The sequence below is a fragment of the Enterococcus faecium genome (genome assembly GCF_029023785.1).
Lineage (GTDB): Bacteria > Bacillota > Bacilli > Lactobacillales > Enterococcaceae > Enterococcus_B > Enterococcus_B faecium.
In genome coordinates this window covers 1611918-1636590 of record NZ_CP118955.1, presented here as the reverse complement: position 1 = coordinate 1636590, position 24673 = coordinate 1611918, and the positions used below count along the sequence as shown (strand labels likewise).

Sequence of the window (24673 nt, the reverse complement as noted above, 5' to 3'; positions counted from 1 at the left end):
ATAAAAGAGGAGAATGATTTATTCCGAAAAGTGAAAACATATAACAAAAAATTAGAGGAAATCAAATGAATGAAAAAGAATGGGATGAATTTGCTGAAGAATATTATGAAATCCAGCAAGAATCGCAAGTAACTATTGCTGAAGATGTAAAAAATTATCTGAAAACGGAGAAAGTCCTGCCTGCTGAAACAGCAGCAGACGTTGCTGGAGGATCTGGCAGATTTCTTTCCTTAGCAAAAGAAATTAATCGCTATGATTTGATCGATTTTTCTTCAGGAATGCTAGAAAATGCAAAAAAAGAAGCAGAAAAAAATGAGTTGCCAAATGTTTCCTTTATCAAACAGTCGTTAGAAGAATTTATCCAATCAAATGAGACATATGAAATGGTTTTTACAGCAGCAAATCCAGCATTGGTACATCTTATTCAATTAGAAAAATTGATGAAAAAGTCAAGCAAATGGTGCGTGATAATCAGAGTAGTGGAATCAATCGATGATGTTTTTTATCCTATCGAAAAGCAACTAGGAATGATAGAAGAAGATCCTAATACATCGCCAGTTGTAATGGATCAATTTGAAACATACTTAATTGATGAAGGATTCAAAGTGAAGAAAAAAGATTTTACTTATTTTACACAGGAATCAATTACTGAAGAATTGATGAAGCTATACTATGACGCGTACGCAAAAGATCCTGTTGTGACCAGGTACATTCGCAAACTATTCAGTGAAAAACGAGAAATCCTTAGTACGACTAAGCTGACCTATAGACTGCTCCTTTGGTCCGCAGATAAAAAAAGAACCTTTCACGACTCGTGAAGGGTTCTTTTTATGATTTTATTATATTTTGTAGTAACGAATATCATTTTCGATCTTTGTAATCGAAAAAGGTACATCTGAAGTATATTCTGCACATTCTCCGTGTTCAGGAAGCGTCTCACTGAAAATCGTTTCATATTCGTCAACAGTGATCCGTGTTCGAGAATCTAGCATCTCTTGATGAGATTGTGCGAAGAGATATTCTTGATAGTTTTCTTCCAGATAACCTGTAAAAAATTCACTTACTGCACCAGAACCGTAGCTGAATAGACCGATGCGATCTCCTGGCTGTAGTGATTTCGAATTTTCCAGTAGAGAAGTTAGCCCCAGGTATAATGAACCAGTGTAAAGATTACCGATTCGTCGGCTGTAACGGATGCTTTCTTCATAGCGAGCCATAAGACGTTCCTGATTTTCTTCGTCTGTTTGGTCTAATACGCTTTGCAATGCCTTTTTTCCCATCTTAGTATACGGAATATGGAAAGCAATCGCCTGATAATCTTCGAGTCCTCGACCCGACAATTCTTTATGTCGATTCCAAACTTTTTGGAATGATTCGATATACGTAGAATTAGATAAAGGACCATCAACAACAGGAAATTCGCTATAATCTGGACGCCAGAAATCATAGATATCTTCTGTCAGAAATACGCTGTCGTCTTCAATCGATAAAATACGCGGGTTTTGAGTGATCATCATCGCAACAGCACCGACACCTTGCGTCACTTCACCACCGCTTGCCAAGCCGTAACGAGCAATATCACTTGCTATGACTAGTACTTTTCGTTCTGGATGATTTTTGACATATTCTTTCGCCATGTGCAAAGCTGCGGTGCCACCGTAGCAAGCCTCTTTTACTTCAAAAGAACGAGCAAAAGATTGGATTTTCAGTAAATGGTGGATAATTACCGCACTCGCTTTTGAATGATCAATCCCGGATTCTGTTCCGACGATGACCATGTCGATTAGCTCACGGTCTTTTTCTGTTACGATTTTGCTGGCAGCATTTGCTCCTAGTGTAATGATGTCTTCATTTGCACGATTGACTGCCATTTGGTCTTGACCAATCCCTATATGGTATTTTGCAGGATCATCCCCACGGCTTTCTGCCAACTCTGTCATATCTAAATATAAATTAGGAATAAAAAAGGAAAGACGATCAATCCCTATTTTCATTTCAACACCTCTTTACTTATGATAAAAAACTTACTTTACTAAGGTATCATAAAAAGATTAAAAGAAATATAAAAAAGAGAATATTTAAGGATTGTTAAAATTTAATCTTAGAAAAAAATAACTGGAACAAGAGCTATTTGTTTTTACAGCAAAGAATGGTATATTTTTGTAGGAGGTGGCTTACTTGAAAGAAGTCGTTATGATAGATGCTGCAAGAACGCCGATAGGAAAGTATCGCGGAAGTTTAAGTCCATTTACTGCAGTTGAATTAGGCACACTTGTGACTAAAGGATTATTAGATAAAACAAAACTGAAAAAAGATAAAATCGATCAAGTAATATTTGGAAATGTCCTGCAAGCTGGTAATGGTCAAAATGTTGCCAGACAGATTGCTTTGAACAGCGGTCTCCCTGTAGATGTCCCAGCAATGACGATCAATGAAGTTTGCGGATCTGGTATGAAAGCAGTGATCTTAGCACGCCAGCTGATCCAATTAGGTGAAGCAGAACTTGTGATAGCCGGCGGAACAGAGAGTATGTCTCAAGCACCTATGCTGAAACAGTATCAGTCAGAAACAAATGAATATGGTGAACCAATTTCCAGTATGGTCAACGACGGATTGACTGACGCATTTTCAAATGCACATATGGGATTAACCGCAGAGAATGTTGCAACACAATTTTCTGTGAGCAGAGAAGAGCAGGATCGCTATGCCTTGTCGTCCCAGTTGAAAGCAGCACATGCTGTCGAAGCCGGTGTATTTTCTGAGGAGATCATCCCAGTCAAGATTTCTGATGAAGACGTGTTATCTGAGGATGAAGCAGTTCGTGGAAATAGTACATTGGAAAAACTGGGCACGTTACGTACAGTATTCTCAGAAGAAGGAACTGTAACAGCAGGAAATGCTTCCCCGTTGAATGACGGTGCCTCTGTGGTGATCCTTGCATCCAAAGAATACGCAGAAAATAATAATCTGCCTTATTTAGCAACCATCAAAGAAGTAGCGGAGGTCGGTATTGACCCAAGTATCATGGGAATCGCTCCAATCAAAGCCATTCAAAAATTGACAGATAGATCAGGAATGAATTTATCAACAATCGATCTTTTTGAGATCAATGAAGCATTTGCAGCTTCTTCTATCGTAGTTAGCCAAGAACTGCAGTTAGATGAAGAAAAGGTCAATATATATGGAGGAGCAATCGCATTAGGCCATCCAATTGGTGCAAGCGGTGCACGTATCTTGACTACATTAGCTTACGGATTGCTTCGTGAACAGAAGAGATACGGTATTGCTTCATTATGTATTGGTGGAGGTTTAGGCTTGGCAGTCTTGTTAGAAGCGAATATGGAGCAAACACATAAGGATGTGCAAAAAAAAAAGTTTTATCAGCTTACGCCATCTGAACGGCGCAGTCAATTAATAGAAAAAAATGTATTGACACAAGAAACTGCGTTGATTTTTCAGGAACAAACACTTTCTGAAGAGCTCTCCGATCACATGATCGAAAACCAAGTGAGTGAAGTGGAAATCCCAATGGGGATCGCGCAGAATTTTCAAATCAATGGCAAGAAAAAATGGATTCCGATGGCAACAGAGGAACCATCTGTCATTGCAGCTGCAAGTAATGGTGCAAAAATCTGTGGAAATATCTGCGCAGAAACACCTCAGCGGCTGATGCGAGGGCAAATCGTTCTATCAGGAAAATCGGAGTATCAAGCAGTGATCAATGCAGTTAATCATCGAAAAGAAGAGCTGATTCTTTGTGCAAATGAAAGTTATCCTTCAATCGTGAAACGCGGGGGCGGTGTTCAAGATATCTCTACTCGGGAATTCATGGGGAGTTTCCATGCATACTTATCTATTGATTTTTTAGTGGATGTAAAAGATGCAATGGGCGCTAACATGATCAACTCGATTCTTGAGAGTGTGGCAAACAAGTTACAGGAGTGGTTCCCTGAAGAAGAGATTCTATTCAGTATTTTAAGTAATTTTGCTACAGAATCATTGGCTTCTGCCTGTTGTGAAATCCCATTCGAACGCTTAGGGAGAAACAAAGAAATCGGTGAACAAATTGCCAAAAAAATCCAACAGGCAGGGGAATATGCGAAGCTTGACCCTTACCGTGCAGCAACGCACAACAAAGGGATCATGAATGGTATAGAAGCTGTAGTGGCAGCTACAGGAAATGATACACGTGCGGTTAGCGCTTCGATCCACGCCTACGCGGCAAGAAATGGATTATACCAAGGATTAACAGACTGGCAGATCAAAGGGGATAAACTAGTTGGAAAACTAACGGTGCCTTTGGCTGTTGCCACAGTAGGCGGAGCTTCCAATATCCTGCCAAAAGCAAAAGCATCTTTAGCTATGTTAGATATTGATTCAGCCAAGGAACTAGCACAAGTAATTGCTGCAGTAGGGTTAGCTCAAAACCTGGCTGCTTTGCGTGCATTAGTTACAGAAGGAATCCAAAAAGGCCACATGGGACTTCAAGCTCGTTCATTAGCGATCTCAATTGGGGCTATTGGTGAGGAAATCGAGCAAGTTGCGAAAAAATTACGTGAAGCAGAAAAGATGAACCAGCAGACAGCTATACAAATATTGGAAAAAATCCGGGAAAAATAAAAAAGCAATATCTTTAGAAGAATAAAGCAAGATTTACAGTTATTTTATTTACTGCAGATCTTGCTTTTTTCTCTATCAGAAAATATGTTTATTATTAGAATTTTTTATAGTTAAGGTTAGGCATCTTAAGAAATCAGGCAACTCCAAGATATCTTCAGGTAGAAGAGAAGTCGCCTAACATTGTAGGATCATAGGTGATTTGTTGGACAGGTCAAGCTGATATTTGAGCCTGATGTTAGAAGGAATTTCTTTTTACTTGCTGTAGAAATTATTATATGACTAAAAAGGCTGGGATTTTAAATCCCAGCCTTTTATGACAAATAGAATTTTTATCGATCAGTAATCGCTGTCGCTGCAAATTGTTCGATCAAAGGAATCAAAGTCAATTTGACTTTGTATTTCCGTTCGAGTGCTTTTTCGATAACGAACTCATTTTCAGTAGTCATAGAAATAGTTGCTAATTTACGAGGTTCATCAGCATTTTTTTCATTAATAACTACTTCATGTTCATTTTGTTCTGTGTAAAATTTAGGATACTCAGCAACGGCTTTTGAAAAATCAGCAAAACTTAAAGCGGCATTCGTATCAGTTGAGCGTGTATTTTCAGTTGTGTCCGCTTTTGGTTTTTCCGTTTTTTCTTCTGGCACACTGACTGTTTCTTCTGTAACTGGTGTCGCAACAGCTTGCGCAGTTGGTTCATCGTTTTTCAATCGTTGATCATTCCAGTAAGACACGATTTCAATAAGAAGATTGTCACGGAATCGTTCGAAAATCCCGTTTTCTCCTGAACGAATTCTCTTTAATACAGTATTGAAGTTGTCATCGATTGGCACGTTGATCCGTGTATCTTCATTTGTTTTCCCAGCTAATCCGATCGTTAAGATTTGACGGTTTTTGGGATCAAGCATGACTTGTAACGGCAAACCATAACGTCGCAAGCTCTCTTCTTCTAGAGAACGGAATAATTGTCCTCTTACACCATCCAATGAAGGACGGAATTGATTTAATAATTTTTGTTTCTGTTTTTTCTTCATATGTTCTCTCCTTCGCTCATACCCTTTCGATTATAAGAAAAAAACAGCCAAATGAAAAGGAGTAATGCAAAAAAACTTGCGTATACGCAAATTACAACAGAAAAATTTGCGTATTTTCCCGTTTTTTGAAAGAAAAATAAAAAATGGAACGGATTATGTATATATACATAATCCGTTCCATTCTTTCTATTTTTTCGGTATCAAGGCAAAAACAGGTAGTTCAGGTGAATAAATGACTTCATGTTCGTGCCAGGGTTTGACCATTAGCGAATGATCGAACCGTTTTTTCAGTTCTTCGATGATTTGATCATGTGTCCAGTTTCTTGCAGGAAAATGTTGGATTTTCTCTGCATCGATCAAAAAGACAAAATCGGAATGAAAAGTCTGGGTAACTTCTTCCGAGAGAGAATTCAAGCGTTCGATTGGATCCATAAAATCACCTTTCGACTTAAAATTGGGTAGTATCTGGGTCTTTTGCTTTGCCGACTACACCATCTAACTGATCGATTTGTTTCATTTCTTCTTCTGTTAATTCAAAATCAAATAATTCAGTATTTTCTTTGATTCTGCTTGGTGTCACTGACTTAGGAAGAGGAAGGAATTCGTGTTGCAGCGACCAACGCAAAGCAACTTGTGCAATCGTCTTGTCATGTGCTTCAGCGATTTGTTTCATTTCAGGCACATCGAAGATTTTACCAGTGCCTAATGGACTATATGCTTCGAGGATCATATCATGTTTTTTTGCATACTCAACTACAGTTGTCTGTAATTCGCCTGGTGCAAGGAAAACTTGATTGACCATCGGCATAATTTTTGCTGTTTTTGCTAGTGTATCTAGATGGTGGGGTAAGAAATTGCTCACACCGATTGCTTTGATTTTACCTGCTTCATACAGTTCTTCAAATGCTCGCCATGTATCTGCATTTGCTTGTTCCCAATTATCACGAAAAGCAACAGGGTTTGGCCAGTGGATCAAAAACAGATCTAAATAATCTGTTTGGAGCTTCTTCAATGATTCTTCAAAAGAAGACATCACAAGTTCATAGCTGTGGTTTGCATTCCATAATTTTGTTGTCAAGAATATCTCTTCTCTAGGAATTCCACTTTCCTTAATCGCTTGGCCGACGCTTTCTTCATTCTTGTATCCTTGGGCAGTATCGATATGGCGATAACCTGCAGCCAGCGCTTCTTTAACAGAGGAAACAGCGACATCCCCATCAGGTGTTTGCCATGTGCCGAATCCTACTACCGGGATTTCGTAACCATTTGATAGACGATAAGTGCTTGTTAATGAATTCATACTTTCAGCTCCTTTTTTATTCGTTCAACTATAAGTGTAGCGCATTTTTCGAAAAAAAGAATCCATTTTGTTTCTACTCTTGAAATTTTTGTTTAAAAGAAAATGATTTTGATTCTGGTATTTTTGATTTTTTTTCCGTAAACTAAGACAGAAGGGAATGAGAAAATGGATATCTATTTAAAAAAAGCAATTCTGCATATTATTGACAGAGAAACTGGTTCTCCAGTCTTTTCACAAAAAGAGCTGGATCTGACAAAAGAATATATTCGTGATTTTCTTCAAAAGAAGATCCAAAAAATCTCTTCTGCTCAAACAAAAACTGGACAACTAGCAGAAGAAAGCATGATCGTTGAATCACTTAAAATCGCTCAAGAAAATTTTGTGGAAGCAAGTGAAGCAATCGTTCAGCGGTGGTTCGATATCTACCAAGAAAGTGAAGAAGCACCTAGTGCAGATGTATTTGTTGTCTTGTATGAATTAGATACAGTGATGTACTTATCTTTATTGAAAGTCAATTATCGTGAGGCTTACACTCACTTTGTTGAAGCAGACGAAGCAGGGATCGACAACCGCTTGATTTTGAATCGAGCAATTCTAGGGGCGAAAACACAAAAAGCAGATGAAGCATTCGCTGTGAATTTGACTGATTGGACCTACGAATTAATTGAAAAAAAATATGAGTTTTCTGGCAAAAAAGAGCTTTATTTTTCTGGAAGAGTGATCGAAAGTGTTCCTGCACCTTCTTTAGAAGAAAATGTAAAAGTGATCCAAAAAGTAGCCAAGCATCTTGGAAAAAAATTTGAGACAGAAGAATTTGATATCATGGCTGATTTGAAAGAAGCTGTCTATGATACGATAGAAGAAAAAGGTCGGTTGGATCATGAGATGATTGCGGAAAAAGTCTTCAAGGAAAACATCACGGCAAAAATGGCTTTTAAAGAAGAAGTACAAGAGCAAGGATTTGTCCCAGAAGCACCTCCTGTAAAAGAAGTACAAGAAATTTCTGAGAAAAAATTTGGAAAACAAAAATTCAAGCTATCAAACGGGATCGAACTGATCGTACCAGTAGATGTATATCGCAACCCAGATTTGATTGAATTTGTGAATAATCCGGATGGTACGATATCCGTGATGATCAAAAATGTGGATGAAGTATTGAATCGTTTATAAAAATGACTAGAATATTAGGTGTTCAAGTACCAGTGATCAGTTAAATGAATTGTGTCAAGAGAAGGATCGGAAAAGACGAATATAACAAAAAAAGAGCGTGAGACAAAAGTAAAGAACACTTTTGTCTCACGCTCTAAACACGTATAAACGGCGGAAGCAGAAGCAACTCCTTCTTATTTCTTGGAGTTAAACGCTTCTGTCCCAGCCTCTTTTTATCTAATAAAATTTTAAGACCATTTACTAATTATCGATTTTTTCTGCCGCATTTTTAGGCACTTCAGAAGCCTTTATTTCTTCCCAGCTTAATACACCTTTACGAGGATTGACTTTGAGTTTAAGATACGCATTCATCTTTAATGGATGTTCTCTTTCTTCGCGAAGCGTCACCTGTTTTTTTTCACCATCTTTATTATAAGCCGCTTGCTTGTAGGTATAAGTCGTGAATTTCTCTCCGTTATCTGCTTGGGTAGCTGACATTTCGCCATTCGTCGTGATTTTTGTATAATAAGCTTCGCCGCCGTAAAAATAATGATAAGCTGCAAAACTTCCGCCGAGAAATATGCCTAAAACGACAAGTACGCCAATTAATTTTTTCATGTACTTCACCTCTTTCCTTATTATTAACGAAATAGAAGATTTCGTCTATTGAAAGTTGTTGGCAACAGCTGAATTTTAAACTTTTCCTCATTTTGTTCTTATTGCTTCAAAAGAAAGTTAAGGACTATCTTGAAGTTTTTCTCAAAAAACACATTTTTTTATTTATAAAAGGTACTTTTTTCGCGTATAAGACAGACGAGTGCTCTTAGTTGACTTTGACCAATATTGACGTATAATAAGCTTAGTTCGAATCTTACAAAAAGTAAGTCGGACGTATTCTTTTTGATTTAGTCAAAAAAAGACTATAATAAAAAGGTGAGAGCTGAAATTTTTCAGTGATCTATATTATTTAGGAGGTTTGTAAATTATGGCAAAAGAACATTATGACAGAAGTAAACCACACGTTAACATTGGTACGATTGGACACGTTGACCATGGGAAAACTACTTTAACTGCTGCGATCACTACAGTATTAGGCAAAAAAGGCCTAGCAAATCCTCAAGACTATGCTAGTATTGATGCAGCTCCAGAAGAACGTGAACGTGGGATTACGATCAATACCGCACACGTAGAATATGAAACAGAAAAACGCCACTACGCGCATATTGATGCACCAGGACACGCGGACTATGTGAAAAACATGATTACAGGGGCAGCACAAATGGATGGTGCAATCTTAGTTGTTTCTGCAACTGACGGTCCGATGCCTCAAACACGTGAACACATTTTATTGTCACGCCAAGTTGGTGTAAAATACCTGATTGTTTTCTTGAACAAAGTTGATTTAGTCGATGATGAAGAATTGATCGATTTGGTAGAAATGGAAGTTCGCGAGTTATTGAGCGAATATGGTTTCCCAGGCGATGACACTCCTGTGATCAAAGGTTCCGCATTAAAAGCATTGCAAGGCGATCCAGATGCTGAAGCTGCTATTATGGAATTGATGGATACAGTAGATGAATATATCCCAACACCAGAACGTGATACAGATAAACCATTACTATTGCCAGTGGAAGACGTCTTCTCAATTACAGGTCGAGGAACTGTTGCCTCAGGTCGTATTGATCGTGGTGCTGTTCGTGTCGGTGATGAGGTAGAGATCGTAGGGATCAAACCTGAAACACAAAAAGCAGTTGTAACAGGTGTAGAAATGTTCCGTAAAACGTTAGATTACGGGGAAGCTGGGGATAACGTAGGCGTGTTGTTACGGGGGATCCAACGTGACGATATCGAACGTGGACAAGTACTTGCTAAACCAGGTTCCATTACTCCACATACAAAATTCAAAGCAGAAGTGTACGTGTTGACAAAAGAAGAAGGTGGACGTCATACTCCATTCTTCAACAACTATCGTCCACAGTTCTACTTCCGCACAACTGATGTTACAGGAACAATCACATTGCCAGAAGATACAGAAATGGTCATGCCTGGTGACAACGTGACGATTGATGTTGACTTGATCCATCCAATCGCTGTTGAAAACGGAACGACATTCTCAATTCGTGAAGGCGGACGGACAGTAGGTTCAGGTATCGTTACAGAGATCGAAGCATAAGAAACGCGACTCGAATATTTTGGTAATGAAAAATGTTTAAAATAAAAGAGCGGTCCAAACAGGATTTCTGTTTGGACCGCTCTTTGTTCTTCAATTGTATAAGAAGAGATTGTAGAAGCATGAACTTTCGTTTTACTTCAGTCTCTTTTATTCATCATGAGAGTGTTCATCTATCGGTATGCAGTTTTTAATACTTTCTTCGTATCCATTTTTTCAAACCACTTATTCTACCTTGTGTCTGCTCAACTGGCGCATTATCAATAATCAGCAAAGCAATCATAACATATGCAATCCAACTATCTCTAGAATATAGAGTATAACGTGAGACCCAGTTTGTAGCGTACTTGCTTTTATATTCTCTTAATCCATGGAAAGAATAAAAATGAGAACCAAACTCGTAAACCAAGTATGCAATCCTTTCCTGTAAAAAACTCTTTCTGGAAGTTCCGACATTTGAAAGAGGGGCCATCCCTAAATTGAACCATTGGATATGTTCTTCTTTCATATAGGCAAACAAATGCAAGAACAAGAAATCCATACTGCCAGAAGGTGCTTTTTTAGAATCATATCGCATCAGATCAATCGTTCCTACTTTATTGTTCGTGTAAGTAGGCATGATCGTTGCAAAAGCGACAATTTCTTCTTGGGTATTTTTGACAACTGCAATAGGCGCTCTTTGTAGATAATCTTCAGAGAAAAAGCCTAAAGAAAACCCTTTTTCCTTTCGTGAACCCAACCAATTATCAGAGATATTTTTGAAAGTACTCATTTGCTCAGTAGAAAATGGTGGTTGTAAGACATCAAATGTAAATCCTTCTCGTTCGATCCGATTCAAGACAGCACGAGTGCCCTTCATTTTTTTCCCTGAAGTTGTAAAACTATTCAGGTCTACATAAGCTTCTTCCCCCATCTTAATGAAATCGTAGCCGAATTCATGCAAAATCATAACAATCTCTTCGCTTGTTTCGTAGAAAACTGGTAAATAGCATAGTCGATCTGTTTCTTCGATAAAAGCTTCGATTGCTTCTGGAAAATCTTCTTTCTTACCAGAAGGATCACCCATTACAATACATTTATTATTGAAGCAAGCGAATTGGAGAAGAACAGTTGGTTCACCGTCTTTTTCATAGGCAAACATCCGCTTATCTTTTAAGAAGATCAATTGACTATCGGAGTTTCCTCCATAAGTTGTAAGGATCTTCAGGGCCTTTTCTTCATTAAAGGCTTCGCCAATCTGTTTCTTTTCTCCTTGAAGGAAATGAACAAATAGAACGATCATGAAACTAACAGCGATGATGGCCAACAATCCCGAAAACCAAATCTTTTCAGAAGGAAATAAGAAAAAGGAAATAAAATGGTGACGCCGATGAGGGAAATCCGGCAGATTGTATACCCCAATAACGATGTAAAGCAAGGACAGTGCACCAATAATGATTCCATCGATCGTACGCCACTCCCATGAATAGATCAATTGTTCCCGAAATAATTCGTTTTTAGAAGCAAGAATGATCAGAAGCAGAATAGACAAGAAAACCACCGGTGTGAAACTAAAATCACTTAATAAAACATAAAGTAAAGCTAGAACAATCAAGAAGATTGTAGGCAAATATGCTCGTTTAACACGTGCTGCGATCCCTCTGCCCATAATGATTAAAAGAAATCCCAATAGTATACTAGGAAATTGGATAATAAAATGAAATTTCAATGGGTTCAAACTATGAAGCCAGCGAAACTCTGTAAAAGCTTGCGGGATAGTGGCAGAAAGTACTAGCATGATTCCAGAAAAGTATAATAAGACAACCACGATTTTATGCGCAATTTCTGTTGCTAATTGTTTAGGGATACCAGAATAACGCTGATCAAAAGTGGAACCGATATTTTTGAAGAAAAAGACGATTCCAATCAAAAACGGAATGATGTAGTAGAACAGGCGATAGAGCAAGATCCACACAACGACTATTTCTCTTGGCACACCAATAGCGGACAACCCGATAATCATCATTACATCGAAACTCCCAATTTCTCCTGGAATCATAGACACGATTCCTATCACTGAAGCAGCAATGAATAATGGAATTGTTTGCCACAGATCAATCCGGATTTCCATTAAATAACCAACAGAAAGGAAACTAAACAGGACACCGGTCCATTCCAACAATGAAACTAGCAATAGCTGTCCTTGAGTTTTAAGTGAGGTACCACCAAGGAATCCTTTCTTTTTGAAAGTAGTAAATAAAAAGACGACAGGAAAATATAGACCGCCGCCGATCAACCATATCCAATATTGCTTCAAAAAAGGAGCAACTGGCGTGAAGACTACAAGTAAAAAAGAAAGCAGACTGTAAATAGAAAGTCCAGCCATCAAAAACAAGAAAACTTTCGATAATGCTTGGATCACGTTTCTGCTCTCTTTCTTTTGTCCATATAGTTCAGAGCGAAGCCCCACACTAACAAACCCGCCGAAACCGGCAATATTGTTGATCGTATTGATCAGCCAGCTTGTCTCAAACAGGTAACGAGGATTCTGCTTTTGTTCAAGCATCCGATTCAAAATAATATCATAACCAACCATAGGTAACACAGAGATAAGACCAATCAATAGCATTAGTCCGCTTTTCCATACAGGTATAGTGGCAAACGTTTCTCCTAATTGCTGGATAGATAGAGTTTTACCGATGGACATCAATTCACCGACAATAATGACAATGACAGAAATCAAAAAGATTGTTTTGAACAGTCCTAGGTGGTTTTTCAGCCATTGTATGGTATTTTTTAACAAATAAATCACCTTCTATTCCTAATAGTTATGTTTCAGAAAGAAATTGAAGAACTTCTCGATTGAAGCGTTCAGGATCTTTTCTAGCTAATTCATGTCCTTGTTCTTTCACAAGCACAAAGGAAGCTTTTGGTATAGTTTTAGCTATATACAAAGAATGTTTTAGCTTGATTACATCTTTTTTTCCCACGATGATCAAAGTGGGGGAGTTGATTTTTTTTAAATCATTTTCTGTAAGCCCGATGTCATGCAGCAAAAGTTTGATAACTAAAAGATTTTTGCGAAGACTTGGGCGAAATAAAGAGAGTAACCATACCCATGCATAATGAATATTACTGATGACTCTGGCAGAAAAACGAACGCCTTTAACAAGCGTGTTTCCAGAATTTAAAATCAATCGATGAACTTTTTTAGGGAAGCTGCTGGCAAATACCAGTGCTAGATTTGCTCCATCACTAAATCCAAGAAAATCTGCCTGATCGATTTTTTCCAGCAACATGATCGTATTCAGATCCTCGGCCATTAACTGAAAATTCAACATAGATGCTTCGTTTGTCGAACGACCATGTCCTCGGCTATCTACTAGATACACGGTATAGTAGCGTTCGAGTACAGGGACCTGTTCTGAAAAAAAGCGGCCGCTGCCGTCATTGCCATGCAGTAAAAAGAGAGGGAAGCCTTGACCGCTCTTTTCATAGTAAATTTCGCTCCCATCTGGCATTTTTGCATATTTCTTTTCTTTTTTCACATAATCACCTACTGTGTAAAGTATAACGATTATATCAGTCATTGGGCAATTGTTTTTACTGAAAAACAACGATCATTTTCGTAAGATGTCAAAAAATACAGGAAAATTCATTTTTTCTTAAGGCGTACACAGAAATCAAGGAAGAAATAGCCAAGAAGATAAAGAAATAGTAAGATAAAAAAAGATGTCAAAATAACTAGGTGATGAAATGAAGCGAAAACGATTATCTATTATCCGTATTCTTTTTTACATGATCATTCTGACGGTTATTGGTGCGGTGTTGTTTTTAGGAGGAAGAACTTATCGTTCGGTAAAACGAGTGGAAAGCTATCAAATAGAAATAACAACAGCTGCAAAAAATTATCATATGGAAAACTACGAGAATTTGATCAAGGCGATAATATTGACCGAATCAAAAGGAAAAGGGACAGATCTCATGCAGAGCTCGGAAAGTCTGCATGGAGAAGCTGAGATCATTGATAATCCAGCTGACAGTATTGATCAAGGTGTCAAATATTTGGCGGAAATGATAGTAGAAGCAAAGAAACAAGGATGCGATTTATGGACAGCTGTCCAAGCATATAATTTTGGGAAAGATTATATTGCCTATGTAAAAAATCATGGCGGAGAAAACACAGTAGAATTAGCAGAAGCGTATTCTAAAGATGTGCTGAGCCCACTTTTAGGAAATGAGGAAGGGAAACAATACCGATATTGGCGGATCCAGTCCTTGCTTTACAATGGCGGCTATCTCTATCATAATGGAGGTAACATGTTTTATCCTGATATTGTCAAAATGAATGAAAAAATAATAGAGACCTATGAAAAAGTCTTTAAGTAAAATAGCAGGAAATGTTCAATCATGAATAAAATTAAATGAAAGAAGGAGTGCGCAAATAGTGGAAAAAAGGCAAAAAATGGAAAATCAAGAAGTGGGGTACACAACCAAAGACTGGATGTTACGGTTTGTGAAGGGAATGTTTATCGGTTCAGGATTTATCTTGCCAGGAGTCAGCGGTGGTGCATTAGCAGCTGTCTTTGGCATGTATGAGCGGCTGATTTCTTTTTTAGCCCACCTTACAAAAAATTTCAAAGAAAATGTTTTGTTTTTTCTGCCTGTTGGTCTAGGCGGAGTGACAGGCATCTTTCTACTTTCTTTTTTAGTCAGTTTTTTATTAGGTGCGTATGAAACAACGATATTATGGTTTTTTGTCGGATGTATCGCTGGAACTGTTCCTGCGTTATGGAAAGAAGCAGGGAAAAAAGGAAGAGATACTTCTGATGTGATCATCATGGTTGTTACTTTTGTTCTGGCTTATTTGTTTTTATTATACGGCGCTCAATTATTTGACGGGCAAGTCGATCAGAATTTTGGAACATGGCTGATTGCCGGCGGATTGATTGGTTTGGGTATGATCGTCCCAGGATTGAGCCCTTCTAATTTTTTGGTGTATATGGGATTGTATAAAGCGATGGCTGACGGATTTAAAGAAGTACGACTTGAAGTGATTGTGCCGATCGGAATTGGTGGGATTCTTTGTGTTCTTGGATTGTCAAAAATCATGGATTACATTTTCTCAAAGGCATATAGCAAGCTATTCCATTTCATTTTAGGTGTAGTTTTTGCTTCAACGATTATGATCATTCCTACCGATTACGCGGGATTGGGAGTTGCTGGGGTACTAGCTTGTCCTGTTCTTTTTATAGCCGGTACAGCACTAGGTTGGTGGATGAGCCGTTTGGAGGAAAAATATAAGTAAAGATAGATTGATAATAAAAACAGCACACGGGTGATTCAAACAAAAAGGTTGGCATCTTTTTTGTAAAATCATTCGTGTGTTTTTCTATAAATTTTATAAAAACAAGTTGTTTTTAATCTTGGAACACGCTAGACTTAAACACGTGATTATTTTTGAAAGTTGGCGGAAAATGGAGAAAAAGAAAATGAATGGACTTACACAGCAAGAGGTAGTTCAGAAAATGGCTTCTGGCCAGCAAAATGACTACCAGGAAGATGCATCAAAAAGTACAAAACAAATATTCAGCGATAATATATTGACGTTATTCAATTTTCTGAACTTTGGTATTGGGATTTGTCTGTTATTTGTAGGTGCGTATTCCAACATGGCGTATTTAGCAATTATTGTCGTCAATATCGTTATTGGAATTTATCAAGAAATACATGCAAGAAATCTTGTACGGAAATTATCGATTGTTTCCCAATCAGAAGTACTAGTGATCCGGGACGGTAAAGAACAATCGATTTCTACTAAAGAGCTGGTATTAGGAGATTTGGTAAAAATCGGAGCAGGAGAACAGATACCAGCCGATTTACAGGTTATATCTGGACGGGCAGAAGCAAATGAAGCTCTTTTGACAGGCGAATCTGATTTGATTGTCAAAGAAACTGGAGCTGAATTGCTTTCTGGAAGCTTTTTGACAAGCGGTTCTGTCATGGCTGAAGTTATCCGAGTAGGTGCAGATAATTATGCTGTCCGCTTGACTAGCGAGGCAAAGACTCACAAAGCTATTCGTTCTGAACTTGTAGATTCGATTCGCAAAGTATCCAAATTCACTAGTTTCGTGATTATTCCTTTGGGGATCATACTATTTTTGGAAGCACTGTTCATCCGCGATGCTTCTATCAAAATTTCTGTTATTGCATCTGCAGCAGCTTTGTTAGGCATGCTTCCAAAGGGTTTGGTATTGCTAATAAGTATTGCATTAACGACAGGGGTAACCAAACTGGCAAAAAAACGAATCCTTGTTCAAGACATGTATTCAATTGAAACGCTGGCCCATGTCGATACATTATGCTTGGATAAAACAGGGACCATTACTGAAGGGAAAATGAGTATCCAGCGGGTAGAAGCACTACATCCGCTGTACGAGAAAGCCATCCCAGAAATTATGGGGACGTATCTGGCAGAAAGCAGTGATAACAACATCACTATGCGGGCTATGAGAGATTATTTTGAGCTTTCTAATCGGTATGATGTGACAAACAAAGTCGCATTTTCTTCTGATCGCAAATGGGGCGCGATGGAATTTCCAGAACTGGGAGTCGTGTACGTAGGAGCGCCTGAACGTTTGGTGGAAGAAGATCGGCTTCCGGACAGTCTAAAAACAGCCCAAGCGAATGGCTATCGCGTACTTATGTTGGGGATCGCTCCAAATCAGCAATTGAACGAAGAAAAACCAGCATTTGTTGAGCCGGTTGCTCTGTTTGAAATCGATGATCCAATCCGAAAAAACGCTCAAGAAACACTAGCTTATCTTCATGAGGAAGGTGTGGATCTGAAAGTGATTTCTGGAGACAATCCTTTTACTGTCTCCAATATCGCTAGACGTGCAGGATTACCGAATTATGATGCGTATGTCGATCTTTCTCAAATTACTGAAGAAATGGAAGTGCGAGAAGCTGCTCATCGCTATACGGTTTTTGGACGAGTGAGTCCGCAGCAAAAGAAATTGCTGGTAAATGAATTGAAAGAAAGCGGCAGAACGGTTGCAATGACAGGCGACGGTGTGAATGATGTTTTGGCGTTAAGAGAAGCAGATTGCAGCATTGCTATGGCAGAAGGTGATGGAGCAACACGTCAGATTGCGAATCTGGTATTGTTGGACTCTGATTTTACTACATTGCCAGAAGTCCTGTTTGAAGGACGCCGAGTGGTCAACAATGTGACGAAAGTCTCAGGCATCTTTTTTATCAAAACGATTTATTCATTTATTTTATCGATTATATGTGCCGTTACAGCAATTGGATTTCCGTTTATCCCTATCCAAATCACGCTGATTGATTTAGCGATTGAAGGGTATCCTTCCTTCTTTTTATCTTTTGAACAAGATAAAAGAAAAATCACTTACCGTTATTTGCCTACAGCACTTATTAATGCTTTACCAAATGCCTTGCTTGTAGTAGTGAATATCATTGCGGTGTATCTACTTGGAAAAACATTCGCATGGGGAAATGCTGAAACTACTACTTTGATGTATTACTTGCTGATTGGGATCAGTTGCATGGCAGTTGTAAAAGCTTGTTATCCCTTCAACCCATTGCGCATCTTCCTAGCAGTAACGACGATCGTAGGGATATATGTAGCTGCAATGCTGTTCCATGGAATTTTGGAAGTAAACTTAGGGTTGGGAGAGAGCGTAGGATACTTCTTTGTATTCATGCTCGTAAATATTGTTCTTCGAGTATTGTACTGGAAGGCTGATATTCAAAATCAGTTACTGAAAAGAGTAGCAAATTGATGCTTAATGAGATAGAAATGTGTTATACTTGAAAAAGCAATGAAATATGATACAATCAAACATGTATAATTGTGTCCTTTAAAATCGCACTGATTTCAGTTAGTGCGATTTTTTACCGGTTATTCTCCTGAAATATCTTCTGTTAAACCCAAAAGATATCAATAGAGCAGGGGGTGAAAAAATGGCTCAACGGATTCCTCAAGAGGTTATCGAAACAGTACGCAGTCAAACGAATATCGTTGAGGTGATTGGACAATATGTCCAGTTGAAAAAGTCTGGTAAAAATTACTTGGGGCTGTGTCCTTTTCATGAAGAACGTACACCGTCTTTTTCTGTTGCAGAAGACAAGCAGATTTTTCATTGCTTTGGTTGTGGTAAAGGCGGAAACGTGTTTACTTTTCTTCAAGAACTAGAAGGTCTAAGTTTTCCAGAAGCAGTGGTAAAAGTGGCAGACTTCGAACAGATACCGTTAGAAGATCAATGGCGTCAGCGTACTATAGCTGTCCAAAATCCTGAATCTGCTACGGGGAAACTGATTGCTGCTCATGAAAAAGCAGCGGAAATCTATCATCACATGCTATTGCATACAAAAGCTGGACAGCCAGCTTTAGAATATTTGCAAAGTCGTGGGTTGTCTTTAGAATTAATTGAAGAATTCAACATAGGTTTTGCACCTAATGAGCGTTCTTTTCTTCAGCAAGTATTCAAGAATGAATCAATTTCAAATGAATTGTTAGAACGCTCTGGATTGTTTGTCACGCATGATGATGGCCGTATGTCTGATCGTTTTTATCAAAGAGTGATGTTTCCACTTCGTAATTCTCAAGGCCAGACGATCGGTTTTTCAGGACGCTGGCTTGCACCTGAAAAAGGGCAGGAAAAAGATCAGCCCAAATACTTGAATAGTCCAGAAACAGAACTGTTCAATAAAAGACAAGTTTTATTTAATCTTGATAAAGCAAGAAGCGATATCCGGAAAAACGGAGAAATTTTGTTGTTCGAAGGGTTTATGGATGTGATTGCTGCATGGCAGGCTGGTATCAAAACTGGATTAGCTTCTATGGGGACAAGTCTAACAGCTCAACAGATCCAACAAATGGAAAAGCTGACGAAAGAATTGGTCTTTTGCTATGACGGAGACAACGCAGGTTTTGAAGCAACCAATCGAGGGATTGAATTGCTTCGGCAAAACAGTCGATTAGCACTTTCTGTCGTAGTCGTTCCAGAAAAGCTTGATCCTGATGAATATCTCCGTAAGTATGGAGAAGCATCTTTCCAAGAATTAGTGGCTCATGGGCGCGAAACAGTCTTTACTTTTAAATCACGTTATTTAAAACAAGGGAAAAATTTAGATAATGAAAAAGACAAGATCGAATACCTCGAAGAATTACTAGTTGAACTTAGCCGAGTTGTTTCACCAATCGAACAAGATATGTATCTATCTCAACTGTCAACAGAGTTTCAGATCGGCAGAGAGACGATACAAAAACAACTGCGCGATCTTCGAAGGACAAATCAGCAAAATCGTCAAGAACCTCAGGAAAGTCAACACACTCAGGTTACGAGACAAGAAACTGCACGGAAAAAGAGACCTTTGACGCAAGTAGAAAAGGCAGAGCAGATTCTATTATATCGTGCATTTAAAGAAGTTTCTGTCCGTAATATTTTAAAAGAACGAGAATTTCAGTTTATTCATGATGCATATGCAGAAGTTTATTTTTTATTCGATGCATATGTCTCACAACATTATGAATTCAACCTTGCAGAGTTTTTAGACTTTTTGCAAGATGAAAATTTAAGGCGGTTGGTGGTGGAAATCGAATATTTACCGGTGGCAGAAGAAAGTTCGCCACGAGAAATCCAAGACTTGCTAGATGTGATCAGCAAATCTGGCTTAGCTGATGAAATAACATTAAAAAAACAAATGCAGCAAGAAGCCAGACGAACTGGAAACAAACAGCTTGAGCTTGAATTGACGATTGAAATCATCAATTTAACGAAACAGTTAAAACAAGCCAAATAGCTACTCAAGGGGGGCCTTCTTTTATGGCAAATGGAACAGATAAAAAAACGTATGAAGCAGCAGTAGCAGCTTTCATCAAAGAAAACAAACCCAAACGACAAGTTGTATATGATGATTTATCCAATCAGCTTGCTACACCATTCACTTTGAATGCAGATGAAATGGACAAATTGATCCAAAAGATTGAAGACGCAGGTATCAGTGTGGTGGATGAAAATGGTGATCCATCAATTCACAGCTTGAAGAGTGCTGAGAAAAAAGCTGAACAAGCAAAAACAGAAGATCTATCTGCGCCAACCGGTGTAAAAATCAATGACCCGGTTCGTATGTATCTGAAAGAAATTGGCCGTGTCTCCCTTTTAACTGCGGAAGAAGAAGTAGCGTTAGCATTGAAAATCGAAGAAGGCGACCAAGAAGCGAAACAGCGTCTGGCAGAAGCAAACCTTCGTTTAGTAGTAAGTATCGCTAAACGTTATGTAGGACGAGGCATGCAGTTCCTTGACTTGATCCAAGAAGGAAACATGGGACTGATGAAGGCAGTTGAAAAATTTGACTACCGCAAAGGATTTAAGTTTTCAACCTATGCTACATGGTGGATTCGTCAAGCCATCACTCGAGCAATCGCTGACCAAGCACGTACGATCCGTATTCCAGTTCATATGGTTGAAACAATTAATAAATTGATACGTATCCAACGTCAATTGCTGCAAGACCTTGGAAGAGAACCTACGCCAGAAGAAATCGGTGCGGAAATGGATCTTCCAACAGAAAAAGTCCGAGAAATCTTGAAAATCGCGCAAGAACCTGTTTCCCTTGAAACGCCAATCGGTGAAGAAGATGACTCTCACTTAGGTGATTTCATAGAAGACCAGGAAGCAACAAGTCCAGCAGAACACGCAGCTTATGAGTTACTAAAAGAACAATTGGAAGATGTACTAGATACATTGACTGATCGGGAAGAGAATGTCCTTCGCTTACGTTTTGGTTTAGATGATGGCCGGACGAGAACATTGGAAGAAGTAGGGAAAGTATTTGGTGTTACTCGGGAACGTATTCGTCAGATCGAGGCTAAAGCATTAAGAAAATTGCGCCATCCTTCTCGTTCAAAACAATTAAAAGATTTCTTAGAATAAGCGTGGACTATTGACCAGAAGAGAAATCAGTAAAACTGTTTGGTTTATTTTAAAAGAAAAAAAGCTTGAGACTACGCAGTCTCAAGCTTTTTTTTCTATAGGAAGGAAATTCATTCATTATTTTTAAGTAAATCCTAAAAATAAGCTATTGGCGTGACGTATAGAATATGATAGATTAAATGGTAGCGTAAACCTAGTAAAGGAGCCGATCGCTAAGTGATGAAAAAATGTCCAAATTGCGGATCGAAAAAAATGGAGCAGAATACTATCTGTCCAGACTGCGGTCATCAAATAACTGCAGAAGATCAGCAAATAAAAGAATCAATTGAAGAAACAAATACAGATGCAGCTATGCAGGATAAATCAACTGAAGATGCAGTCTTTCCTGATACAGAATTAAACGATCCAATCGAATGGTCGGAATTGAAAGATTTACCTCTAGAATCTGTAATGGAATTATTCGAAAAAGCAGAACCAGAAGACGAAGAACCACCTGCTCACGATCAAGTAACTAATATAGAGAAAAATGAACAGAAGAAAGCAACTGTTCATGAGACTTCGGAAGAATCAGGAAAGAATCAAGAAGAAACGCTTGAATCAAAACAAAAAAGAAGAGTAGCTGAACTGAAAGAAATCGTCGATAATGAGGAAGAAAATTCGATACTATCCGCTTATATCAAAGCACATCGTGAAGATACAAAAGAAGAGCACGCGAAAGAGCTGCTCAAAATGATCAGTGAAAAAATTGCACAGGAAAACAAAGTAGAGCCAGAAAAGGAACAAGAAACTGAAAAAGACTCTGATAGAGAAAACGCCACAGGTAAAGAAACAGTAAAAATAAAAGACGTAAAAACGGATATCACAGAAAAAACTGAAGTATTTACTGAAAAACAATTAGAAAAGGAAAAAACGAATAAACTGCCGGAAGCAGAGAAAAAAGAAATACTCGAAAACACAGACAAAAAGTCAACAGAACCCGATGAAATAAATAGTGAATCCGATGCTGAAAATCAATCTGTAAGCAAAGAGGGTACTGATCTTGAAGCAAAAATAGAAAAAGAAGAGAACCAGCCTAAGCTGTTTGAAGCAGAAGCGAAATCAATAACAATCGTGCCAGATACTGAAAAAACACATCAAGAATCAAACTTAGAAAAAACAGATCCAGATAAAGCGCAAAAGAAAAAATCAAAAAAAGTACCTTATCTCGTTTTAGCAGCAGTACTTCTACTCGGTGGAGGAAGCTGGGCTTATTATGACCATCATCAAAAAGTAGAAGCCGAAGTAGCAGCAGAAGCAAAAAGACAGCAACAAATGGAAGAACTTCATGAGAAACTTGCTGCCTTTTATACAGATGATCACCATCAATTTATTCGTGCAGATATGATTCATCAAGATTTATCAAAACTAAAAAATGATTTATCCAGTCTTAAGAATGAAAAAGGATATTCAGAGTTAGAAACAACTTACCAAGATATCCAATCTAAGATCCGAGATATCCAAAAAGTGAATGAGTGGTTCATAGCACCTGCCATCGTCGATGATCATCTAGCAGATGACATCAAGTTGAAAGCAGATAAAGAGATCCAAGCAATCGAAACGGATAACACAGATTTTGGAAAATTGATTCAACAAGCACAAACAGAAGCTAAAAATCAATATGCTGAATTGCAAACAGCTAAAGAAAAAACAGCTATAGTCTTTAAAGACGGAAAAGTAGTGGATTCAGCAACACGCGACCAATACAAGACGGCAAAAGAAGCAGTAGAAAAAGTGAAAAATACAGATCTATCTGCTCAGTTGAATGAACAATTGAAACAAGTAGATAAGATGCTCACTGATAAAGAGAAAAAAGAAGAAGAGGAAAAGAAAAAAGCAGAAGAAGCGAAAAAAGCAGCTGAAGAACAAGCAAAACAAGCCGCTCAAGCAGCAGCTGCAGCTCAAGCCGCTCAAGCAGCAGCTGCAGCTCAAGCCGCTCAACAAGCTGCGGTCGCACAAGCAGCACAGCAAGAAGCGGCATCCTCGACCCCTTCCTCTTCAAACTCAGCGAATCAGCCAATCAAATCTGCCAGAGCAAGTGATATTGCCGATGCATCTAATCCAGCATGGACGTGGGCACCAGGTGTCCAAAGCAAAGTGATTGCTACATGTATCCAACGTGGATATATCGTTGAAGGAGGTTACAGATTAGAAAAAGCCAGAATCGAAAATGGGGAAGGCTATTATAATCTATATGCCACTTCAACAAAATCTGCATTGATGAAAGGCATTGGAGAAAGTGCTTTGCCATTTTACATCGTAACCATCAACTGTAAAACTGGATGGTTCGGAGGAAATGGGAGCAATTAATTTTAGGCAAATGAAAGAGGCTGTGAGCCTGCCGTTTAACACCGTTTATTCGAAAAAGGGGAGTATGACACAACTGTTGTCATACTCCTTTTTTCACCTTTCCAAACCAAGGCTCAGCTATTCAAGTAGATAACATTATGTTATGATAGCAAAGAAATGTATTAAGAAAACCTTTCACTATAGAGGGAGAAAAAAATGAACGATTTATTAGCAACTATATTTACAGGTATTATTATTGATGAAAATGAAAAAAACTACTTTGTCCAAAAAAACGGACAAACCTTTGGCTTAAGCAAATCAGAAGGTGAACACAAAATCGGTGAAGCAGTTGAAGGATTCGGTTACCAAAATCAAAAACATGAAAATCGGATCACTACACAAATTCCTAAAAGCCGTATCGGTCATTACGCTTTTGGAATCGTTACTGCTACACGAAAAGATTTAGGTGCGTTTGTCGATATCGGTCTTCCAGATAAAGACTTTGTCGTATCTCTTGATGAATTGCCGACAATGACAGAGCTATGGCCTAAAAAAGGGGATCGCTTGATGATTTCCCTTAGAGTTGATGCAAAAGACCGTATTTGGGGCAGTTTAGCAGATGAAAAAATATTCAAATCTTTAAGCAAATATGGAACAGAAGAAATGAAAAACAAAGATGTGATAGGAACAGCATACCGCTTGAAATTAACAGGTACGTACGTTTTAACGGAAGATTTCTATCTTGGGTTTATCCATCCTTCTGAACGATATAATGAACCTCGTCTAGGCGAGCAGATAAAAGGTCGAGTGATTGGTGTCCGACCAGACGGTGTACTGAATCTTTCATTGAAGCCAAGAGCATATGAAGCTATATCAGATGATGCACAAATGATTTTAACCATTTTAGAACGTTCTGCAGATCAGCAAATCAACTTTACAGATAAATCGGATCCAGAAGAAATCATGAAAGCTTTTGGTATCAGCAAAGGAGCATTTAAGCGCGCATTAGGTAATCTTTTGAAACAAGGATTGATTACACAAGAAAACGGTGTGACAAAACTAGTCAAAAAATCTAATTGAGAATCCCTTGCATGTTTTTCTTAACTAGCTTATAATAATTTTAATTAACATA

18 protein-coding genes are annotated in these 24673 nt (G+C 38.3%); 11 read left to right on the top strand and 7 right to left on the bottom strand.

The genetic code is table 11. The features are described from left to right. The first annotated feature begins 65 nt into the window (after positions 1 to 65). Entirely contained in the window at positions 66 to 818 is a 753-nt protein-coding gene (locus PYW34_RS07930) for a class I SAM-dependent methyltransferase (protein ID WP_002289269.1), read from the top strand. A 21-nt stretch (positions 819 to 839) separates the two neighbouring features. Here PYW34_RS07930 and PYW34_RS07925 read toward each other — a convergent pair whose 3' ends face one another. Beyond that, entirely contained in the window at positions 840 to 1994 is a 1155-nt protein-coding gene (locus PYW34_RS07925; RefSeq protein ID WP_002289270.1) for a hydroxymethylglutaryl-CoA synthase, read from the bottom strand. A 184-nt stretch (positions 1995 to 2178) separates the two neighbouring features. On the opposite strand from PYW34_RS07925, the gene PYW34_RS07920 reads away from it, so the two are divergent. Further along, positions 2179 to 4620: a hydroxymethylglutaryl-CoA reductase, degradative gene (locus PYW34_RS07920; RefSeq protein ID WP_002333247.1), complete on the top strand. Its 2442-nt coding sequence runs from the start codon at positions 2179 to 2181 to the stop codon at positions 4618 to 4620. A 329-nt stretch (positions 4621 to 4949) separates the two neighbouring features. Here the strand turns inward: PYW34_RS07920 and PYW34_RS07915 are convergent, their stop codons facing one another. The 3 genes from PYW34_RS07915 to PYW34_RS07905 form a co-directional block, all read right to left on the bottom strand. After that, positions 4950 to 5654 carry a hypothetical protein gene (locus PYW34_RS07915; protein WP_002289272.1) on the bottom strand — a complete coding sequence of 235 codons (705 nt, stop codon included), beginning with the start codon at positions 5652 to 5654 and terminating at the stop codon, positions 4950 to 4952. A 186-nt stretch (positions 5655 to 5840) separates the two neighbouring features. Continuing rightward, entirely contained in the window at positions 5841 to 6086 is a 246-nt protein-coding gene (locus tag PYW34_RS07910; protein ID WP_002289275.1) for a hypothetical protein, read from the bottom strand. Positions 6087 to 6102: 16 nt separating this feature from the next. Then, positions 6103 to 6954, bottom strand: coding sequence for an aldo/keto reductase (locus tag PYW34_RS07905; RefSeq protein ID WP_002289273.1), 852 nt, complete (start codon positions 6952 to 6954; stop codon positions 6103 to 6105). A 165-nt stretch (positions 6955 to 7119) separates the two neighbouring features. On the opposite strand from PYW34_RS07905, the gene PYW34_RS07900 reads away from it, so the two are divergent. Next, the gene (locus PYW34_RS07900; protein ID WP_002294378.1) at positions 7120 to 8124 is read left to right on the top strand and encodes a nucleoid-associated protein; all 1005 of its coding nucleotides are present in this window, start codon (positions 7120 to 7122) and stop codon (positions 8122 to 8124) included. 240 nt (positions 8125 to 8364) lie between these two features. On the opposite strand, the gene PYW34_RS07895 is transcribed toward PYW34_RS07900, so the two are convergent. Continuing rightward, on the bottom strand, positions 8365 to 8721 hold the full coding sequence (locus PYW34_RS07895) for a YxeA family protein (RefSeq protein WP_002289464.1): 357 nt from the start codon (positions 8719 to 8721) through the stop codon (positions 8365 to 8367). 367 nt (positions 8722 to 9088) lie between these two features. On the opposite strand from PYW34_RS07895, the gene tuf reads away from it, so the two are divergent. After that, a complete protein-coding gene (gene tuf / locus PYW34_RS07890) occupies positions 9089 to 10276 on the top strand; it encodes an elongation factor Tu (protein ID WP_002289463.1) in 1188 nt (395 codons plus the stop codon). A gap of 187 nt (positions 10277 to 10463) precedes the next feature. Here the strand turns inward: tuf and mprF are convergent, their stop codons facing one another. Both mprF and PYW34_RS07880 read right to left on the bottom strand, forming a co-directional pair. Continuing rightward, entirely contained in the window at positions 10464 to 13055 is a 2592-nt protein-coding gene (gene mprF, locus PYW34_RS07885) for a bifunctional lysylphosphatidylglycerol flippase/synthetase MprF (protein WP_002294379.1), read from the bottom strand. Between the two features lie 25 nt (positions 13056 to 13080). Continuing rightward, positions 13081 to 13842, bottom strand: coding sequence for an alpha/beta fold hydrolase (locus PYW34_RS07880; RefSeq protein ID WP_002289461.1), 762 nt, complete (start codon positions 13840 to 13842; stop codon positions 13081 to 13083). Positions 13843 to 14008: 166 nt separating this feature from the next. Here PYW34_RS07880 and PYW34_RS07875 point away from each other — a divergent pair, with 166 nt between their 5' ends. From PYW34_RS07875 to PYW34_RS07845, 7 genes are all read left to right on the top strand, one after another. Next, the gene (locus tag PYW34_RS07875) at positions 14009 to 14641 is read left to right on the top strand and encodes a lysozyme family protein (RefSeq protein ID WP_002289460.1); all 633 of its coding nucleotides are present in this window, start codon (positions 14009 to 14011) and stop codon (positions 14639 to 14641) included. Between the two features lie 58 nt (positions 14642 to 14699). Continuing rightward, positions 14700 to 15560 carry a DUF368 domain-containing protein gene (locus PYW34_RS07870; protein WP_002333248.1) on the top strand — a complete coding sequence of 287 codons (861 nt, stop codon included), beginning with the start codon at positions 14700 to 14702 and terminating at the stop codon, positions 15558 to 15560. Positions 15561 to 15744: 184 nt separating this feature from the next. Next, positions 15745 to 18060 carry a cation-translocating P-type ATPase gene (locus PYW34_RS07865; protein WP_002303731.1) on the top strand — a complete coding sequence of 772 codons (2316 nt, stop codon included), beginning with the start codon at positions 15745 to 15747 and terminating at the stop codon, positions 18058 to 18060. Between the two features lie 181 nt (positions 18061 to 18241). Further along, complete coding sequence (gene dnaG / locus PYW34_RS07860; RefSeq protein ID WP_002289497.1) at positions 18242 to 20083, top strand: DNA primase; 1842 nt, start codon at positions 18242 to 18244, stop codon at positions 20081 to 20083. A 23-nt stretch (positions 20084 to 20106) separates the two neighbouring features. After that, on the top strand, positions 20107 to 21216 hold the full coding sequence (gene rpoD / locus PYW34_RS07855; protein WP_002289498.1) for an RNA polymerase sigma factor RpoD: 1110 nt from the start codon (positions 20107 to 20109) through the stop codon (positions 21214 to 21216). 219 nt (positions 21217 to 21435) lie between these two features. Then, positions 21436 to 23562, top strand: coding sequence for a cell division site-positioning protein MapZ family protein (locus PYW34_RS07850; protein ID WP_002334546.1), 2127 nt, complete (start codon positions 21436 to 21438; stop codon positions 23560 to 23562). 195 nt (positions 23563 to 23757) lie between these two features. Further along, complete coding sequence (locus PYW34_RS07845) at positions 23758 to 24621, top strand: virulence factor B family protein (protein WP_002290060.1); 864 nt, start codon at positions 23758 to 23760, stop codon at positions 24619 to 24621. Positions 24622 to 24673: the final 52 nt, after the last annotated feature.

Bases quoted from the DNA above. Each gene is read 5' to 3' on its own strand.
- PYW34_RS07930 (WP_002289269.1), top strand. From the start codon at position 66: ATGAATGAAAAAGAATGGGATGAATTTGCTGAAGAATATTATGAAATC.
- PYW34_RS07925 (WP_002289270.1), bottom strand. From the start codon at position 1,994: ATGAAAATAGGGATTGATCGTCTTTCCTTTTTTATTCCTAATTTATAT.
- PYW34_RS07915 (WP_002289272.1), bottom strand. From the start codon at position 5,654: ATGAAGAAAAAACAGAAACAAAAATTATTAAATCAATTCCGTCCTTCA.
- PYW34_RS07910 (WP_002289275.1), bottom strand. From the start codon at position 6,086: ATGGATCCAATCGAACGCTTGAATTCTCTCTCGGAAGAAGTTACCCAG.
- PYW34_RS07905 (WP_002289273.1), bottom strand. From the start codon at position 6,954: ATGAATTCATTAACAAGCACTTATCGTCTATCAAATGGTTACGAAATC.
- PYW34_RS07900 (WP_002294378.1), top strand. From the start codon at position 7,120: ATGGATATCTATTTAAAAAAAGCAATTCTGCATATTATTGACAGAGAA.
- PYW34_RS07895 (WP_002289464.1), bottom strand. From the start codon at position 8,721: ATGAAAAAATTAATTGGCGTACTTGTCGTTTTAGGCATATTTCTCGGC.
- tuf (WP_002289463.1), top strand. From the start codon at position 9,089: ATGGCAAAAGAACATTATGACAGAAGTAAACCACACGTTAACATTGGT.
- PYW34_RS07880 (WP_002289461.1), bottom strand. From the start codon at position 13,842: ATGACTGATATAATCGTTATACTTTACACAGTAGGTGATTATGTGAAA.
- PYW34_RS07875 (WP_002289460.1), top strand. From the start codon at position 14,009: ATGAAGCGAAAACGATTATCTATTATCCGTATTCTTTTTTACATGATC.
- PYW34_RS07865 (WP_002303731.1), top strand. From the start codon at position 15,745: ATGAATGGACTTACACAGCAAGAGGTAGTTCAGAAAATGGCTTCTGGC.
- dnaG (WP_002289497.1), top strand. From the start codon at position 18,242: ATGGCTCAACGGATTCCTCAAGAGGTTATCGAAACAGTACGCAGTCAA.
- rpoD (WP_002289498.1), top strand. From the start codon at position 20,107: ATGGCAAATGGAACAGATAAAAAAACGTATGAAGCAGCAGTAGCAGCT.
- PYW34_RS07850 (WP_002334546.1), top strand. From the start codon at position 21,436: ATGAAAAAATGTCCAAATTGCGGATCGAAAAAAATGGAGCAGAATACT.
- PYW34_RS07845 (WP_002290060.1), top strand. From the start codon at position 23,758: ATGAACGATTTATTAGCAACTATATTTACAGGTATTATTATTGATGAA.